The organism is Rhizobium laguerreae (assembly GCF_019778565.1).
Taxonomy (GTDB): domain Bacteria; phylum Pseudomonadota; class Alphaproteobacteria; order Rhizobiales; family Rhizobiaceae; genus Rhizobium; species Rhizobium laguerreae.
Genome location: NZ_JAAXQT010000008.1, coordinates 114766 through 132294, shown reverse-complemented (window position 1 = coordinate 132294; position 17529 = coordinate 114766). Strand labels below are relative to the sequence as shown.

At 62.0% G+C, this 17529-nt stretch carries 15 protein-coding genes; 12 read left to right on the top strand and 3 right to left on the bottom strand.

The features are described from left to right. Positions 1-60 precede the first annotated feature (60 nt). Entirely contained in the window at positions 61-1803 is a 1743-nt protein-coding gene (locus HFO71_RS23535; protein WP_221968366.1) for a chemotaxis protein, read from the bottom strand. A 342-nt stretch (positions 1804-2145) separates the two neighbouring features. Between HFO71_RS23535 and HFO71_RS23530 the strand changes: the two genes are divergently transcribed. The 10 genes from HFO71_RS23530 to HFO71_RS23485 all read left to right on the top strand — a co-directional run bounded on the left by HFO71_RS23530 (position 2146) and on the right by HFO71_RS23485 (position 13841). Then, positions 2146-2475 (top strand): STAS domain-containing protein, encoded by a 330-nt coding sequence (locus HFO71_RS23530; RefSeq protein ID WP_077979537.1) that lies wholly within the window; start codon positions 2146-2148, stop codon positions 2473-2475. Beyond that, positions 2472-2840: a response regulator gene (locus tag HFO71_RS23525; RefSeq protein WP_003552634.1), complete on the top strand. Its 369-nt coding sequence runs from the start codon at positions 2472-2474 to the stop codon at positions 2838-2840. Before HFO71_RS23530 ends, HFO71_RS23525 begins: the two co-directional genes overlap by 4 nt. Continuing rightward, entirely contained in the window at positions 2837-4885 is a 2049-nt protein-coding gene (locus HFO71_RS23520) for a chemotaxis protein CheA (RefSeq protein WP_131665534.1), read from the top strand. Before HFO71_RS23525 ends, HFO71_RS23520 begins: the two co-directional genes overlap by 4 nt. Beyond that, positions 4882-5391: a chemotaxis protein CheW gene (locus HFO71_RS23515; protein ID WP_017962036.1), complete on the top strand. Its 510-nt coding sequence runs from the start codon at positions 4882-4884 to the stop codon at positions 5389-5391. Before HFO71_RS23520 ends, HFO71_RS23515 begins: the two co-directional genes overlap by 4 nt. A gap of 31 nt (positions 5392-5422) precedes the next feature. Further along, positions 5423-7132, top strand: a complete 1710-nt coding sequence (locus HFO71_RS23510) for a methyl-accepting chemotaxis protein (RefSeq protein ID WP_077979539.1) — start codon at positions 5423-5425, stop codon at positions 7130-7132. Between the two features lie 270 nt (positions 7133-7402). Beyond that, positions 7403-9325: a HAMP domain-containing methyl-accepting chemotaxis protein gene (locus tag HFO71_RS23505; protein WP_131665533.1), complete on the top strand. Its 1923-nt coding sequence runs from the start codon at positions 7403-7405 to the stop codon at positions 9323-9325. A gap of 172 nt (positions 9326-9497) precedes the next feature. Next, positions 9498-11315, top strand: a complete 1818-nt coding sequence (locus HFO71_RS23500) for a methyl-accepting chemotaxis protein (protein ID WP_077979541.1) — start codon at positions 9498-9500, stop codon at positions 11313-11315. Continuing rightward, the gene (locus HFO71_RS23495) at positions 11312-11794 is read left to right on the top strand and encodes a chemotaxis protein CheW (protein WP_017962033.1); all 483 of its coding nucleotides are present in this window, start codon (positions 11312-11314) and stop codon (positions 11792-11794) included. The genes HFO71_RS23500 and HFO71_RS23495 overlap by 4 nt, the downstream gene beginning before the upstream one ends. A gap of 30 nt (positions 11795-11824) precedes the next feature. After that, entirely contained in the window at positions 11825-12682 is an 858-nt protein-coding gene (locus HFO71_RS23490) for a CheR family methyltransferase (protein ID WP_131665532.1), read from the top strand. 61 nt (positions 12683-12743) lie between these two features. Continuing rightward, positions 12744-13841: a protein-glutamate methylesterase/protein-glutamine glutaminase gene (locus HFO71_RS23485; protein ID WP_017962031.1), complete on the top strand. Its 1098-nt coding sequence runs from the start codon at positions 12744-12746 to the stop codon at positions 13839-13841. A gap of 54 nt (positions 13842-13895) precedes the next feature. Here the strand turns inward: HFO71_RS23485 and HFO71_RS23480 are convergent, their stop codons facing one another. Continuing rightward, positions 13896-14636: a 3-oxoacyl-ACP reductase family protein gene (locus HFO71_RS23480; protein WP_221954104.1), complete on the bottom strand. Its 741-nt coding sequence runs from the start codon at positions 14634-14636 to the stop codon at positions 13896-13898. A 77-nt stretch (positions 14637-14713) separates the two neighbouring features. Next, on the bottom strand, positions 14714-15292 hold the full coding sequence (locus tag HFO71_RS23475) for a TetR/AcrR family transcriptional regulator (protein WP_072640612.1): 579 nt from the start codon (positions 15290-15292) through the stop codon (positions 14714-14716). Positions 15293-15510: 218 nt separating this feature from the next. On the opposite strand from HFO71_RS23475, the gene HFO71_RS23470 reads away from it, so the two are divergent. Both HFO71_RS23470 and HFO71_RS23465 read left to right on the top strand, forming a co-directional pair. Beyond that, complete coding sequence (locus HFO71_RS23470; RefSeq protein ID WP_221968368.1) at positions 15511-16311, top strand: inositol monophosphatase family protein; 801 nt, start codon at positions 15511-15513, stop codon at positions 16309-16311. Between the two features lie 112 nt (positions 16312-16423). After that, positions 16424-17527, top strand: coding sequence for a MotA/TolQ/ExbB proton channel family protein (locus HFO71_RS23465; protein ID WP_077979543.1), 1104 nt, complete (start codon positions 16424-16426; stop codon positions 17525-17527). Positions 17528-17529: the final 2 nt, after the last annotated feature.

The window sequence follows — 17529 nt, the reverse complement described above, 5'->3', positions numbered from 1 at the left end:
CATGCGGCTACAGCATCCTTCGCGCGTCTGAAAAGACGTGCGGCACTGTAGCGGTCCAACCTAAAAAAGCGCATCGGCGAAGAGGTCTTCATCGTTTTTGGCTTTGGCGGTTTCGGCGGGAGCGGAGGTGCTGTCCTCGCTCGCCGGAATGATGCCGCGATGAATGCTGCGCTCCTGGACCATCGTATAGTGTTTGAAGATCTTGCGGTCGAGCGGTGCGATCGTCTCTGCGAGATCGGAGATATCGGCGACATCGGTGCCGACGACGCCTTCGAGCATATCGGCGCAGCCGGCAAGGACTTCCCCCAGATTATGCTGGAAATCGAGCTTGCCGATCAGCAGGCTGATCTTGGTGGCGACCTCGCGACCATTCTCGGCGAGCACCTTCAGCTCGTTTTCCATCACGTTGGCTGCAGAGCGGATGTTGCCGACGGCCGACGTCAGGCTTTCTCCGAGGTTGCCGGCTCCGGCATCCGTGGCGGGGGCGACGCGCCCGGCCGCAGCTTCGAGCGCCGGTAGGCCGTTGACGATGGCGTCGGCGGAATCGTCGAGCTTGCCGGCGAAGATGCGCAGCTCGGCGGTGACGACGTTGATCGACCTGCCTTCCTCGCCGAGCCGGCTGCAGCGCAGGTTGGTATTCAACGCCATATAGTGAATGTCGGTCTTGACGGCGCGGATGTTGCCGATCGCTTCGGAGAGCTTGGCTGCCGTACCGATCGTCGACTGGCTCACCTGGTCGGCCTGGCGGCTTGCCGTATCGACCTGCTTGACGATTTCATGGGCGGCCGAAACGCTGGATTCCAGCGCGCGCATGAAGTTGCCGCCGGCCTCGCCACTCTGACCGCTCATCTGATCGCGCAGCTTGAGAATCTCCCGCATGTCGTGGTCGAAACTCGCGATAGTCTTGACGACGTGTTCAGACTCCCGCTGGAAATTTGCGCACATGTCGCTCATCTGCGCCGCTGTCAGATGGTGAATGACGTTCTGGAGGCGCTGGCGCGCGCCGGCGTCGAGTCTGGCGCCATCTTCGCCGGCAAAGAAATCTTCAAGCAGCGAAAAGGTAGCCTGCACATGCTCGATGCGCTGGCGGGTGATATCGCCGATCTGCAGGGCGGACAGCGTCGAGGCGACCTTGCCCTGGACGGCGCGAGCAATTGCGCCGACCTCGCGGGCGATGACGCCGAGATCCTTGCGGTGTCCGGCGATCTTGGCGGCATCATCGCGCAGGGCTCCGGCGACGGCCGGAACAGTATCGGCATAGCTCTTGGAAACACCGGCGCCAAAGGAGGCGGCGAGCTTGACCTCCTTGTCGAGACTGTCGAGGTGCGTGGCGAAACGATTGACCTCATCGGTGCCGGAATAGATGCGCTCCAGGATCTCCTGGGCGAAGCCGGCGAATTCGGCAAGGCCGGCACCGGTGATCTTCACGGTGACCGCGAAGGTTCTCAGGTAACGCATCGTCTCCTGCATATCGGCGACGTGCTTGCGCAGTTCCCTGCCGGTATGCGCCAGCGAGACCAGCGCCTGCTGCCGGTTTTCCTCGGTGACGGGCAGCGCCATCAGGCTCTCCACCGTGGCGCGGAGATCGGCGCTGGTGTCGCTCGCCTCCTTGTTATCGAGCGCCGTGGTGACACTCTCGAGCGAGTTCAACAGACGGTTGAGGACATCCATCACCGACAGCAACACGGTGCCGCCTTCGAGGAAACGTTCCTCGACCTCGCTACGAGCAGATTCCAGGGTCTGGCTGATGTCCCGCCCTGACGTGTAGGCTACAGCGTTCGATGGTGCCAGAGCGTATGCCAATTTTATACCTTTTCTCAAAATACAGGCAATTCGACTCTATTTTTACGAGCAGGATGGAAACGTCCGGTAAACGCGCCGGGACTCGCCAGCGTTGTGATTAACGAAAGATGTCGATGGGGTGCCGGTGAAAGCGTCACTGTCGCGCGGGGCAGTTCAACATGCTGTTTTTACTTTATTTGTTTCTAAATTTTGAGGAAAAAATATAACTTATCCCGGATGAGAATTGGGAGTCGCGGAACGCGCTATACGGCAGTTTCCTACAACCGCTGTTTACTCTGCATTAACGCTGCCGTGAGAGTCCTTTTAGGGTCATCAAGTATTTCCCTGGCCCAGGAGGCTGCATTGGATACTCAAAAACAATATTACGAATCTATAATTTTGCCGGACGTGCTCAATATTCGCAACATTCCCGAACTATATTCAAAGGTTACTGATGAATTTCGCAGCAATGATACAATCATCGTCAGCATTCCCGAAGGCGCGGAAGCGGATCTGAGTTTCGTTCAACTCATCGAATCCTCGCGCCGCCAAGCAAAAGCCAAGGGAAAGACGTTCAAACTTTCTTCGCCAGCCAGCGGCTCTGTCCTGAAGGTACTTGAACGCGCAGGTTTCATCGAATCCTTCGATCACGAAGACGCAAATTTCTGGTTGCATAAAGAGGTGACGTTATGAGTGCAAATATCCTGACTGTCGACGATTCCGCCAGCATCCGTCTGACCACCAAGGTCACGCTGACCAATGCCGGCTATAGCGTCACCGAGGCGGTCAACGGGGCAGAGGGCCTGGCGACGGCTAAGGGAAGCAGCTTCGATCTGATCGTGACCGATCTCAACATGCCTGTCATGGACGGGCTGACGATGATCGAGGAACTGCGCAAGCTGCCGGCGCAGGCCGGTGTTCCGATCATCTTCCTGACGACGGAATCGGACGCCGATCTCAAGGCGCGTGCCAAGGCCGCCGGCGCCACAGGCTGGCTGACCAAGCCGTTCGACCCGGAAAGCCTGGTGAAGATCGTGAAGAAGGTTCTCGGACGATGAGTACGCTCGATCCGGTTGCCGTATTCCGCACCGAAGCCGCCGAATGCCTCGAAGCGATCGAGGCCGGTCTTCTCGACCTGACCCACCAGCTCGACAACAAGGATCTCGTCGACGCCGTGTTCCGCGGCCTCCACACGCTCAAGGGCTCCGGCGCGATGTTCGGTTTCGAGGCGCTTGCCGCCTTCACCCATCATTGCGAAACGGCCTTCGACCGTGTCCGCAAGGGCGAGGTCGCGGCGACCAGCGAACTCGTCGCCGCCGTTCTCGCCGCCCAGGACCACATGCGGGCCCTGGTCGACCAGCCGGACGCCGATCACGGCGATATCGGGCATAAACTTCTGGCGCAGCTGCAAGCTGCCGTCGGCGGCAAGGAAGCAGCGCCGGCCGCTGTTTCCGTACCCGCAGCCGTGCGCGACGCAGCGGCGAAGAAGAAGAAGAACAGCTGGCGCGTCCGCTTCAGCCTGCCCGCCAATTCGATGGCCAACGGCACCAACCCGCTCGGCCTGCTGGACGAGCTGCGCGATCTCGGCGAATGCACCGTGCGCGCCGACACCTCGGCCATTCCGCCCCTCGACGCGCTGGCTCCGACGGAACTCCACATTTCCTGGGACGTGACGCTGACCAGCGAACAGGACCGCTCGGCGATCGACGACGTCTTCATCTTCGTGCTCGATGACATGGAACTCAGCGTCGAGGAGATCGACGCGTCGGCAGCGGCAACCGCCGCTCCGGTCGAGGAAAAGGCTGCACCTGCCCCTGTCGCCGCAGCATCGGCGGCCCCCGTTTCACCGACCACTGTCGCGGAGTTCCGTCCCGTCGAGGCGGTTCCGGTCAAGCGCGAAGTGCCCGCCGCCGTCAGCCAGGCGAAGGCGGCCGAGAATGTCCGCGTTCCGGCCGAACGTCTCGATGAGCTGATGGACCGCGTCGGAGAACTCGTCATCGCGCAATCGCGCCTCAGCCAGCTCGCCAGCGCCAGCACCGATATCGCACTGCGCTCCGTCTCGGAAGAGATCGAACGTCTCTCCGGTGAATTGCGCGACACGATGATGGTGCTGCGCATGGTGCCGGTCGCCACCCTCTTCTCCCGTTTCCGCCGCCTCGTTCACGATCTCGCTCGCGAAACCGGCAAGGTGATCGAGCTGGTGACGGAGGGCGAGAGCACCGAAGTCGATAAAACCGTCATCGAGCGTCTGGCCGATCCGCTGGTGCATCTGGTGCGCAACTCAATCGATCACGGCCTCGAAACGCCGGCTGACCGGCTTGCCTCCGGCAAGAGCGAAGCCGGTACGGTGACGCTTTCGGCCCGTCAAGCCGGCGGCGAGGTGATCATCTCGATCAAGGACGACGGCCGCGGCATCAATCGCGAACGCGTTCGCGCCAAGGCGGAATCCTCCGGCCTCATCCAGCCCGGCCAGCCGCTTTCCGACTCCGAGCTGCTGCAATTGATCTTTGCTCCCGGCTTCTCGACGGCGGCGGCGATCACCAATCTGTCCGGCCGCGGCGTCGGCATGGACGTGGTCAAGAAGACGGTCGAAGCGCTTCGCGGCGCGATCGACATCGTGAGCGTGCCGGGACAGGGTTCGGAAGTGTCGCTGCGCATCCCGCTGACGCTCGCCATCATCGATGGCCTGCTGGTGCGTGTCGGCGCCGGCCGCTACGTGATCCCGCTCTCGGCGGTCGAGGAATGCCTCGAGCTGTCGCTCGAGGAAGATCTGCGCTCGCGCGGCCGCAGCTTTATCTCGCTGCGCGACAGCCTGGTGCCGTTCCTGCGCCTGCGCGATCTCTTCCGCACCGGCACCAAGCCCGACGTGCATCAGAAGGTCGTCGTCATCTCGACCGGCACGGAGCGCGTCGGCCTCGTCGTCGACCAGATCATCGGCGACCACCAGACGGTCATCAAGTCGATGTCGAAGCTGCACAACAACGTCGCGACCTTCTCGGGCGCGACCATTCTCGGCGACGGCAGCGTCGCTCTCATTCTCGACGTCGGGCACCTGGTTGCCGCGGGTCAGCAACAGGAGGCGCAATTGCGTGTAGCAGGATGAGTGCAACAGCAGCAGCCGAACGATTTGACAACCACTGGAACTATGCCGAGGAAGTCGAGGTCCTGACCTTCGATCTCAACGGCGAAACCTTCGCGCTGGAAGCTGTCATCGTCCAGGAAATCCTGGATCTGCTTCCCGAGACCGCGGTGCCGGGCAGCCAGCCCTTCGTCGCCAGCGTCATCAACTTTCGCGGCAAGGTCATTCCGCTCGCCGATCTGCGTCTCGCCTTCGGGATGGAAGCAGCAGAGGCGACGATCGACAGCCGGTTCATCGTCATCGAGATCGATCTGCAGGGCGAGCCGACGCTCGTCGGCCTCAGGACCGATAAGGTGAACGAGGTGACGACGCTTGCAAAATCCGCCAGCGAGGCGCCACCGAGCGTCGGCATGCGCTGGCGCGCCGATTACATCAACTGCCTGGTGAAGAGGGGCGGAGAATTCATCATTCTCCCCAATCTGCAGGCGATCTTTTCATCGAGGCACGACGCGGCGGGAGCCGCCAGCTGATGTCGGCTGAGTTCAAATTGGGGTTAGACCGATGCGATTGACAATCAAGACAAAACTGGTGACGGCGTTCACTTTCATCATCCTCATGCTTATGGGCACCGCTGCCTACGGCATTTTCAGCCTAGGATCGCTGAACGACACGATTGGCAATCTTCTCGCCGGTCCCGCAGCCCGTCTCGACCTCGCCCAGCAAATCAACATTGCTCAGCTCGAGGCCATCCGCCAGCAGAAGAACCTGCTCGCTGCCCGCACTGCCGACGAAACCGCAGGTGCGATCGCCAAGGGCAATCAGGCCCGCAAGGACTTCACAGATGCCTTCGGCCAGGTACTGGCGCTGGCAACCGAAGAAGGCAAGGCGCGCTGGGCTCGTATTGCCGAACTTTCCAAGAGCTTCACGGCAGCCGACGATCAGATTCGTGACTACGTGAAGGCAGGCAACGCAGAAGGCGCAAATACCGTCTCCGTGACGGCGGCGCGGGCCGCTGTCAACGATATCGACTCGACGCTTAGCGAAATCCTGGCACTTGAAAAGCAGCGCATGAAGGCCGCCGACGATGATGCCGACGCGCAGTATGCGGCCACACGCACCATGATGATGGCGGTGGCAGCTGTTGCTCTGCTGGTTGCTGCGATTACCGCATTCTGGATCGCCAGCACGATCAGCAAGGGCCTTAGCCGTGCCAACGCCGTGGTTCGGGAAGTGTCCGAAGGCGATCTGACGAAGATGGCCGATATCACCAGCCGTGACGAAATCGGCGAACTTCTGGGCAACGTCAATACCATGATCGAACGTCTGCGCGGCGTCGTTGCCGACGCACTGTCGGCCGCCGACAATGTCTCTTCCGGCAGCCAGCAGCTTTCGGCGAGTTCGGAACAGGTATCGCAGGGTGCCACCGAGCAGGCGGCTTCCGCCGAAGAGGCTTCCGCCTCGATGGAGCAGATGGCCGCCAACATCAAACAGAACGCCGATAACGCCGCCCAGACCGAAAAGATCGCTCGCCAGTCGGCCAAGGATGCGGAGATGAGCGGGGAAGCGGTGACGCGTGCCGTGGACGCGATGCGCACGATCGCCCAGAAGATCGGCATCGTCCAGGAAATCGCCCGCCAGACCGATCTCTTGGCGCTCAACGCTGCCGTTGAAGCTGCTCGTGCCGGCGAACATGGCAAGGGTTTTGCGGTCGTCGCCTCGGAGGTGCGCAAGCTTGCGGAACGCAGCCAGTCGGCTGCCGCCGAAATCAGCGCGATGTCGACCGATACGGTCAAGGCTGCCGCCGATGCCGGCGACATGCTCGGCCGTCTGGTGCCCGACATCCGCAAGACGGCGGAACTCGTTTCCGAAATCAGTGCCGCCTGCCGCGAGCAGGATATCGGCGCCTCGCAGATCAATGAAGCGATCCAGCAGCTCGACAAGGTGACGCAGCAGAATGCCGGCGCTTCCGAGCAGATGTCGGCAACTTCCGAGGAACTCGCCTCCCAGGCCGAAGAGCTGCAGACGTCGATCGCCTTCTTCAAGGTCGATACGGCAGGCAGCGCACGGCCCGGCGCCTACAAGGCGCAGCCAAAAGCTTCGACCAAGGTGATCAAGGCCCCAGCCGCTGTCCGCAAGCCCGCGCAGCAGGCTATCGGCCAAGGCCGTGGCCAGACGGTTTCGGCTCAGCAGCAGCGTCTCAAGGGCTTTGCTCTCGATATGTCGATGGGCGGTCCAGACGCCGGCGACGACGACTTTAGGGAGAGCGCATAGGCGCTCCCCTGGGGAAAGTGCATAAGCGCTCCCCCTGGCAAAAGCACCCGAACGCTTTCGCCATGTGATCCCTCGGGCTGTTCCGGTGGCCCGAGGTGGGAATATCCCCCAACGCATGTAGGCGTTGGCGCTGCGATCGATAGATGTCCGGCTGCCGGGAAGTGAATGTAGTCGCTTTCCCCCTTTTCAGACACATCACTTTCAAGCTCGACGCCCCACCGATGGGACGTGTCTCTATCCATTCGTTTTGACCGTAAATAGGGGTATCACATGCGTTTCACCATCAAACTCAAGCTGGGTCTTGCCTTCGGCATCATGACGCTGCTGCTGATCGGCATCGCGGTTTATGGAAGCCTGAGCCTCGGCACCTTGAACGAGGCAAGCGGCAATATGATCGCCGGCCCGATGCGCCGCCTTGAACTTGCGCTGAACGCCAATGTTGCCGAAGTCAATGCCATCCGCGCCCAGAAGAACGCTCTGCTTTCCACGGATACCGACGTGGCTGCCGGTTTCTACAAGGAAGCTGATCAGAATCTACAGGCCATGTTCGACGCCGTCGATGGCGGCCTTGCGATCGCCTTGCCGGAAGGCAAGCCCCATTGGGAAAAGCTGCGGACGGTCGGCGAGAAATTCCGTGAAAAATCCGCCGAGCTGCAGCAACTTGATGTTAAGGGCGACAAATCAGGCGCGCTGGCGCTTTCACTCGGTGATCTCCGGGCGATGACCAACGACATGGGCGATGCGATCGCCGCCCTTACCGAGATCCAGCGCAAGGGCATGCAGGCGACCGATCACTCGAATACCGACCTTTATAACTCGACCAAGCTGATCCTCGCCACCGCTTCCGGCATCGCCGTGCTTGTCGCACTCGGCGCCGCCTTGTGGATCACGCTCGGCATCAACAACGGCCTGCGGAAGATTACGACTGTTGCAAACGCAGTCGCGATCGGGGACCTCAACCAGAAGGTCGATGTCAAGAGCAATGACGAGATCAAGGATCTCATCAATACGGTCAATGCCATGACTGCCAATCTGCGCGCCACGGCAGCACTCGCCGATCAGATTGCCATGGGCGACCTCAGCACCGATGCCAAGCCGCTTTCGGACAAGGATACGCTCGGCATCGCGATGCAGAGCATGATCTCCAACCTGCGGACCACCGCCGGCATCGCCGATCAGATCGCGAACGGCGACCTGACGGTGTCTCCAAAGCCGCTCTCCGACAAGGATGCACTCGGTATCGCGCTCGAACAGATGGTCGAACGCCTGCGCGGCGTCGTCGCCGATGCGATCTCGGCCGCCGAGAACGTCTCTTCCGGCAGCCAGGAACTTTCGGCAAGCTCCGAGCAGGTGTCGCAGGGCGCCACCGAACAGGCGGCTTCCGCCGAAGAGGCGTCCGCCTCGATGGAGGAAATGGCGTCGAACATCAAGCAGAACGCCGACAACGCCGCGCAGACGGAAAAGATCGCCCGTCAGTCGGCCAGGGATGCGGAAGCCAGTGGCGAGGCTGTCTCCCGCGCTGTCGACGCCATGCGTACGATTGCCCAGAAGATCGGCATCGTCCAGGAAATCGCCCGCCAGACCGACCTTCTCGCCCTCAACGCCGCCGTTGAAGCCGCTCGTGCCGGTGAGCACGGTAAGGGTTTCGCAGTCGTTGCATCCGAAGTGCGCAAGCTTGCTGAACGCAGTCAGTCGGCCGCCGCCGAGATAAGCTCAATGTCGAGCGATACGGTGACCGCGGCCCAGGAAGCGGGCGAAATGCTCGGCCGCCTGGTGCCCGACATCCGCAAGACGGCGGAACTCGTTTCCGAGATCAGTGCTGCCTGCCGCGAACAGGATATCGGGGCGGCCCAGATCAACGAAGCTATCCAGCAGCTTGACAAGGTGACGCAGCAGAATGCCGGAGCCTCCGAGCAGATGTCGGCAACCTCGGAGGAACTCGCCTCCCAGGCTGAAGAGCTGCAGATGTCGATTGCTTTCTTCAGAGTCGACATGGCAGGCGGGCGCCGCGAGCGCGCACCGGCTACAAAACTCACCGTTCGCAACCGGGCTCCGGCCGCACCGCGCAAACCGGCTGGCAAGGCGCCTGCCAATACGGTCGCCGGCCAGCAGGCCCGCGTGAAGGGCTTTGCCCTCGATATGTCGATGGGCGGTCCCGATACGACCGATGACGAGTTCCGTGAAAGCGCATAGGGCTTTTCCGATGCAGAAGCGGGGGGCCGCGGTGGATAGCGGCCCTCGATTGAACCGGTGCATGGACGCACCTGGTCATGCCGGCTCCGCCGGTGACGCATGAAGCGTTTTTACGACGGCACGATGTGCGATCTGGCGGAATATCCGCCGCGGTACTAACGGGGGTTCTGAAATGCGCTTCACAATCAAATTAAAACTGAGCCTAGTGTTCGGTTTCATCGTTCTCCTGACCTGTGCGATGGCCGGTCTTTCGATCTATAATCTCTCGTCGCTGAACAGCGAGATCTCTATCATGGTTGCCGGTCCGGTCGCCAATCTGCGCGATTCCGGCGATCTCTCCGACGCCGTGATGCGCTCGATCCGCGCCGAAAAGGATGCGATCATCAACACCGATCCGACCAAGATCACCGGTTATGTCGATGAGATCTCGCAGCAGCGCGAGCAGATCAAGACATTGCAGGCTCGCCTCGCTGCTTCGGAAGACCCTGATATCAGGAATGGCATGAGCCAGTTCGGCGACCTCTACGGCAAGTGGACAGCGCTGCAGGATCGCGTCGCCGGTCTCGCCACGCAGAACACGACGGAGTCCAACACTCAGGCCGGCGTCATCTCGATGGGCGAAGGCCAGCAGGTGACGACCCAGCTTCTCGGCATCCTCACCAAGCTGAACGACACGGTGACCGGCAATGTCGCCGAAACCGACGCCGCCACCAACGATCAGTATGCGCACTCGCGCAATCTGCTGGTCATGATGACGATCGGCCTGATCATCGTCTCGTCGGCAGCAGCGATCTGGATCCTGCTCAACATTTCGCGGGGCCTGAAGCGCGCCGTCAACCTTGCCGATGCCGTCAGCATCGGCGACCTCGAACAGAACATCGAGCACAAGAGCAACGACGAAATCCGCGATCTCGTCCATTCGATGAGCCGGATGACGGCGAACCTGCGCACTACCGCAACGATCGCCAATCAGATCTCGAACGGCGACCTGACGGTTTCTCCGAAGCCCCTTTCGGAGAAGGATATGCTCGGCATCGCGCTGGAACAGATGGTCGAGCGCCTGCGCGGCGTCGTCGCCGATGCGATCTCAGCTGCCGAGAACGTCTCCTCCGGCAGCCAGGAGCTTTCGGCAAGCTCGGAACAGGTATCGCAGGGCGCCACCGAACAGGCGGCTTCCGCCGAAGAGGCTTCCGCCTCGATGGAGGAAATGGCGTCGAACATCAAGCAGAACGCCGACAATGCCGCGCAGACAGAAAAGATCGCTCGTCAGTCGGCCAAGGATGCGGAAGCCAGCGGAGAGGCTGTCTCCCGCGCTGTCGATGCCATGCGTACGATTGCCCAGAAGATCGGCATCGTCCAGGAAATCGCCCGCCAGACCGATCTGCTGGCTCTCAACGCCGCCGTTGAAGCCGCTCGTGCCGGTGAGCACGGTAAGGGTTTTGCGGTCGTCGCTTCGGAGGTGCGCAAGCTTGCTGAACGCAGCCAGTCGGCTGCCGCCGAAATCGGCGCGATGTCCGGTGATACTGTCAAAGCCGCCCAGGAAGCGGGCGACATGCTCGGCCGCCTGGTGCCCGACATCCGCAAGACGGCGGAACTCGTGTCCGAGATCAGTGCGGCCTGCCGCGAACAGGATATCGGCGCCTCGCAGATCAACGAAGCGATCCAGCAGCTCGACAAGGTGACGCAGCAGAATGCCGGCGCCTCCGAGCAGATGTCGGCAACCTCGGAAGAGCTCGCCTCCCAGGCCGAGGAATTGCAGACGTCGATCGCCTTCTTCAAGGTCGATATGGCGGGCGGCCGCCGTGACCGCACGCCAGCTGCCAGGATGACGGTGCGCAGTCCGGCTCCGGCCACCGCCCGCAAGCCGGGGGCCAAAAAACCAGCCGCCAACAGCGTCGCCGGTCAGCAGGCGCGGGCGAAAGGCTTCGCTCTCGATCTCTCCATGGGCGGTCCCGATGATGGGGACGCCGAATTCAAGGAAAGCGCATGATCATGGCCACGACCTCCCTGGAAGCGCAATTCGTGACCTTCAGCCTCGGCGAGGAGATCTTCGCCGTGCCGGTTGAGGTGGTGCGGGAAATCCTCGACTATGCGGAGGCCTTCAAGATTCCGAATGGTCCTGACTATTTGCTCGGTCTGCGCGACGTGCGCGGGCAGGGCGTGCCGACGATCGATCTTCGCTTGAAGCTCGGCATGACGAAGACCGTGCCGACGCCGCATACGCGGGTGCTCGTCCTCGACGTGCCGATGGAAAGCCGGCTTCTGACCCTCGGCCTCGTCGCCGACCGGGTCTTCGAGGTCACGCCGTTCCGGCGCGAGCAGATTGAGGCGGCGCCCGATATCGGCGTGCGCTGGCGCTCGGACTATATCGCCGGCGTCGTTCGCCGTGAACACGGCTTCGTCGTCATCATCGATCTTGCACGCTTGCTGTCGCGCGAGGACGCCTCGGTACTGCAATCGGCGGCCTGATCCGCGCATCAATTCGGAGTACTGCATTCTATGAGTATGGCAGCAGCGGTGGAAACCCAATTGCCGGGCGACCGGATCAGCAAGCGCAATTTCGACAAGCTTGCCCGGTTCATCTACGACTATAGCGGCATCAAGATGCCGCCGACCAAGCTGACGATGCTCGAAGGGCGGCTGAGGCGCCGCCTTCGCGCAACCAACCACGCGACCTTCGACGACTATTGCGACTTCCTGTTCTATGAGGATGGCCTCGCCCAGGAAACCGTCTACCTGATCGACGTGGTGACGACCAACAAGACCGACTTCTTCCGCGAAGCCAAGCATTTCGACTATCTGCAGAGCGTGGCGTTGCCTGCGATCACCAACAGCGGCGTGCGGACCATCCGCACCTGGAGTGCGGCTTGCTCGACGGGGGCCGAACCCTACACGATGGCGATGGTGCTGGCGGAGTTCGCCGAAGGCCGCAACGACGTCTCCTACAGCGTAATGGCGACCGACCTTTCCACCGACGTGCTGCAGACGGCGCGCCGCGGCATCTATCCGGAAGACCTCATCGCACCCGTGCCGCGCGACCTGCAGCGCAAATACGTGCTGACGGCCAGGCAGCCGGGTCGGCGGGAGGTGCGCATTACGCCGAAACTGCGTAGCAAGATCGGTTTTGCCCGTATGAACCTGATGGACGAGAAATACCCGATCGGCGAGCCGATGCACGTCATCTTCTGCCGCAACGTGCTAATCTATTTCGACAAGCAGACTCAGGCTGGCGTTCTCAACCGTCTCTGTGATTGCCTGGCGAAGGGCGGCTACATGTTCATCGGCCATTCTGAATCGATCACCGGCTTCGATCTGCCGTTGAAGCAGGTCTCGAATACGGTGTTTCAGCGTATCTAAAGCGCATCGCGTCATCCCAAAACCGCTGCGCACTTCTGGACGGCATGCATTAGGGGTATTCATGGCTAAGAAAATCCGCGTTCTCATCATCGACGATTCCGCCAGCATCCGCCAGACGCTGACCCATGTGCTGGAGCAGGATCCCGATATCGAGATCATGGCGGTCGCATCCGACCCGTTCATGGCGGCGCGGAAGCTGCAGGAAGAGATCCCCGATGTCATCACGCTCGATGTGGAGATGCCGCGCATGGATGGCATCACCTTCCTGCGTAAGCTGATGTCGCAACGGCCGATCCCCGTCGTGATGTGCTCGTCGCTGACGGAGGCGGGATCGGAAACGCTGCTCCAGGCGCTGGAGGCCGGTGCCGTCGACGTCATCCTGAAATCGAAGATCGGCGCCGCCGACAGCCTTTCCGACGATGCGATGCGTATTCGCGAAGTCGTCAAGAGCGCCTCGCATGCACGGCTTTCCAACGTCCGCCGCGCCGCCGGAACCATCCGCTCTGCCTCAGTCGAAGGGCCGGCCAAGAAGCTGACGGCGGATGTGATGCTGCCGCCGCCGACGGGGCGGGCCATGGCGAAGACGACTGAGATGGTCGTCTGCGTCGGTGCCTCCACCGGCGGCACCGAAGCACTGCGCGAGTTCCTGGAGGAACTGCCGGCCAATGCGCCTGGCATGGTGATCGTCCAGCATATGCCGGAGAAATTCACCGCCGCCTTCGCCAAGCGGTTGAACGGGCTCTGCGAGGTCGAGGTCAAGGAGGCCGTCGATGGCGATCCGGTGCTGCGCGGCCATGTGCTGATCGCGCCAGGCGACAAGCACATGCTGCTCGAGCGCCAGGGTGCGCGCTACTATGTGAGCGTCAAGACCGGGCCGCTGGTGTCGCGACACCGGCCTTCCGTCGACGTACTTTTCCGCTCGGCGGCGCGCTCGGCCGGCTCGAACGCCATGGGGATCATCATGACCGGTATGGGCGACGACGGCGCGCGCGGCATGCTGGAAATGCACCAGGCCGGCGCCCACACGGTGGCGCAGGACGAGGCGAGTTCCGTTGTTTTCGGCATGCCGAAGGAGGCGATCGCCAAAGGCGGCGTCGATCGGGTCTTGCCGCTCGATCAGATCGCTCGCGAAGTGCTGATGACGCAGCAGAAGTTCTAGGAGCTGTTTGAAACAACCGGACCGTCTCTTGATATCACCCTACAGGTTTTCTGTTCAGGCAAGATAACCGCCGTCGATCGTCAGGCTGGCGCCGGTGACGAAGGCGGCCTCGGCACTGGCGAGATAGGCGGCGAGGCCGGCGATCTCGCGGTCCTCACCCAGGCGGCCAAGCGCCATCAGCGGCTTGAGGCGCTCATGATCGTCCTCATTGGGGTTCATGTCGGTCGCCGTCGGGCCGGGCTGGATGTTGTTGACGGTGATGCCGCGTGGGCCGAGATCGCGGGCGAGGCCGCGGGTCATCGAGGCGATCGCGCCCTTCGTCATGCTGTAGACTGCGGAGGTCGGAAAGCCGCTGCGATCGGCGGTGACGCTGCCGATGGTGATGATGCGGCCGCCTTCCTTCATATGTCTTGCCGCTGCCTGAATGCCGACGAAGGCAGCGCGGACATTAACGGCGAACATCCGGTCGAAATCTTCGAGCGAATAGTCGTCGAGCGGGTTGAGGATGAGAATCCCGGCATTGCTGACGAGAATGTCGAGACCGCCGAAGGTCTCGGCTGTCAGCACGACGGCATCCTGTACGGCTTTCGCATCGGCACTGTCGGCCCGGATCGCCAGCGCCCTGCCGCCGGCAGCCTCCAGCTCGGCGACGATCGCCTTCGCCTTGTGCTCCGAATTGGAATAGGTGAAGGCGACCGCGGCGCCATCAGCGGCGAGCCTTCGGACGATGGCGGCACCGATGCCGCGCGAGCCGCCGGTAACGAGGGCGATCTTGGTGGAAAGAGGTTGAGGCATGCGGATTTCCTTCTGTTTTTTTTGGATCGATCAGTCTAGAATTACTCATGGAAAAATCCAGCTCGGAGTTGTTCTCGTCAGCGGAGGCTTCTGATTGCCATGCGTGCGATAGCGCGGAGCGTCGCGGGTGGGGCGCCGTTTCGGGCGCTGACTTTCATGCCCGACAAGGCAGCGCCGAGAAACCGAATGGCGTCGGCGATATCGATATCTGTTGCGAGTTCTCCGGTCCTGCGAGCCTCCCCGAGAAGGCTCTCGATCGCCGCGTGAAGCGCGTGGCCGGCGCTGTCGGTAAGAGCTGCGACCTCGGCATCGGTGCGGCCGAATTCGCAGATGGCGCTGACACCGAGGCAGCCGCGCCGCGCCTCGGCAGCGGGACGTGAGGCGAAAGCGACGAGAGCGCCTTCCAGCGCCTCGATCGGCCGGCCTTCGCGGCGAAGATCGGCGATGATCTTGTCGATGCTCTCCACATTGTAGCGCTTCAGCGCTTCCAGATAGAGACCGCGCTTGTCGCCGAAGGTGTCGTACATGCTTTGCCGGCTGATCTTCATCGCCGTCAGCAATTCCTCGGTCGAGGTGCCTTCATAGCCGTGCTCGGAAAATACGCCGATGGCGGCATGAAGGGCGGTGTCGCGATCGAATTCCTTGTGTCGTGCCATGACGAGGCTTCTACTCTTATTGGACTGATCTGTCCAGAATAAAATTAATGGTTTCCGGCACCGCAGGGCAGCCATGCACGCCTCCCCTTGAAATTTCCCTGATTTTGTGGTCTTGAGGCCGCCAATCTTTGCAGCGCTGCCTGTCATGCATGTTCAGGGACACTTCCCGCCCCTGGCAGCGCGCGCGCCCCGTATCAGTCCCAAGGAAAAATGCGCCGATGGCCCGTTCAGCTCTTCTCAATGTCATGGTTCAGGCTGCCCTCAAGGCAGGAAAGTCGCTGGGACGTGATTTCGGCGAAGTGCAGAACCTGCAGGTTTCCGTGAAGGGACCGGGCGACTTCGTTTCCACCGCCGATCGCAAGGCCGAAAAGATCGTCAAGGAAGAGCTGCTCAAGGCGCGTCCGACCTATGGCTTCCTCGGCGAGGAAAGCGAGGAAATCAAGGGCACCGACGGCGCGCATCGCTGGATCGTCGACCCGCTCGACGGCACGACGAACTTTTTGCATGGCATCCCGGCCTTCGCTGTCTCGATCGCGCTCGAACGCAATGGCGAGATCGTTGCAGCCGTCGTCTTCAATCCGGCGACCGACGAACTCTATACCGCCGAGCGCGGCGGCGGCGCCTTCCTTAACGACCGGCGCCTGCGCGTCGCCGCGCGCCGGGCGCTGTCGGATTGCGTCATCGGCTGCGGCGTGCCGGCGCTCGGCAAGCGCAATCACGGCAAGTTCCTGGTCGAGCTTCGCCACGTGATGGGCGAAGTGGCGGGCATCCGGCGCCTGGGCTCGCCGACCCTCGACCTCGCCTATGTCGCGGCCGGACGTTTCGACGGTTTCTGGGAGGCCGAGCTTGCGCCGTGGGACATGGCGGCCGGCGTCCTGCTCATCCGCGAAGCCGGCGGTTTCGCCACCGACTGGGACGGTGGCGCAACGATGCTGGAGAGCGGCACAATCGTCGCCGGCAACGAGATTATCCACAAGGCGCTGATCGAAGTCGTCAAGCGGCCGGTTCCCGCCAAGTGACCGAACGAAAATCTGGCTGTTGTAAAGTCACGGTTTTCTCCCCGGCATACTTCAATTCGGCACAATGTTGTTCTAGTCTCCGCCAGCAGGGAATCCGGAGGCTGCGTAACCTATGGAAAATGTGAATGTGGCGGAGATCGGCTCCACCGAAAAGACGGCGGGCACTTATGCCTACAGGCTTTCGAGCCCCATGCCCTTCCTCTGGACGATGCTGCTTTTCCTCGTCATCGTCGGTTTTATCGCCGCCATCCTCTTCCGGCAGACGCAGACCGCCTTCATGCACAATCCGGGCCTCAACGGCCTGATCCTCGGCGTTCTCGCGGTCGGAATCATTCTTGTTTTCAATCATGTACTGGCGCTTCGACCCGAGGTGCGCTGGTTTAATTCCTTCCGCGCCGCCGGCAGCGCCGACAAGGTCAACCGCAATCCGCGGCTGCTTGCGCCAATGCGGGCGCTGCTCGGCAGCCGCAAGTCCTCACTGGCACTGTCGACGACAGCGCTGCGTTCGATTCTCGATTCGATCGCCACCCGCCTCGACGAATCGCGCGACGTTTCGCGCTACCTGATCGGCCTCTTGGTCTTCCTCGGCCTGCTCGGCACATTCTGGGGCCTCATCGGCACGATCGGTTCGATCAGCATTGTCATCCAGTCCCTCGATGCCGGCTCGAACGGTACTGGAGACGTGCTCTCGGCGCTGAAGGAAGGGCTTTCCACGCCGCTTTCGGGCATGGGCCAGGCCTTCTCCTCCTCGCTGCTCGGCCTTTCCGGTTCGCTCATTCTCGGCTTTCTCGACCTGCAGGCGGGCCGCGCGCAGAACCGCTTCTACATGGAACTGGAAAACTGGCTGTCCTCGGTCACGGATGTCGGCTCCGATCTTGCGCCGGCTCTCGACGCCGTTGCCGGCGCTTCCTCGGACGACATGCGCGCGCTCTCCGATTATCTGCGTAAGGTCTCCGAAGAGGGCGGCGCCGGCAGCCAGCGCTCCGTCGCCGCCATGGCAAGCCTTGCCGAAGGCATTCAGGGCCTCGTCAAGAACATGCGCAACGAGCAGCAGATGCTGCGCGACTGGATCGAGGCGCAGCAGGACGAGGCCAAGGCGATGCGTCGCACGCTCGACCGGCTTGCCGAACGCATCGGCGTGCAGGAGCGCGGCGGCGAGAGGGGCGAGCGCTTGCGCGACCGCGCCAGCCAGGCAGAAAAGAGCGAGGGCAAGTAAGC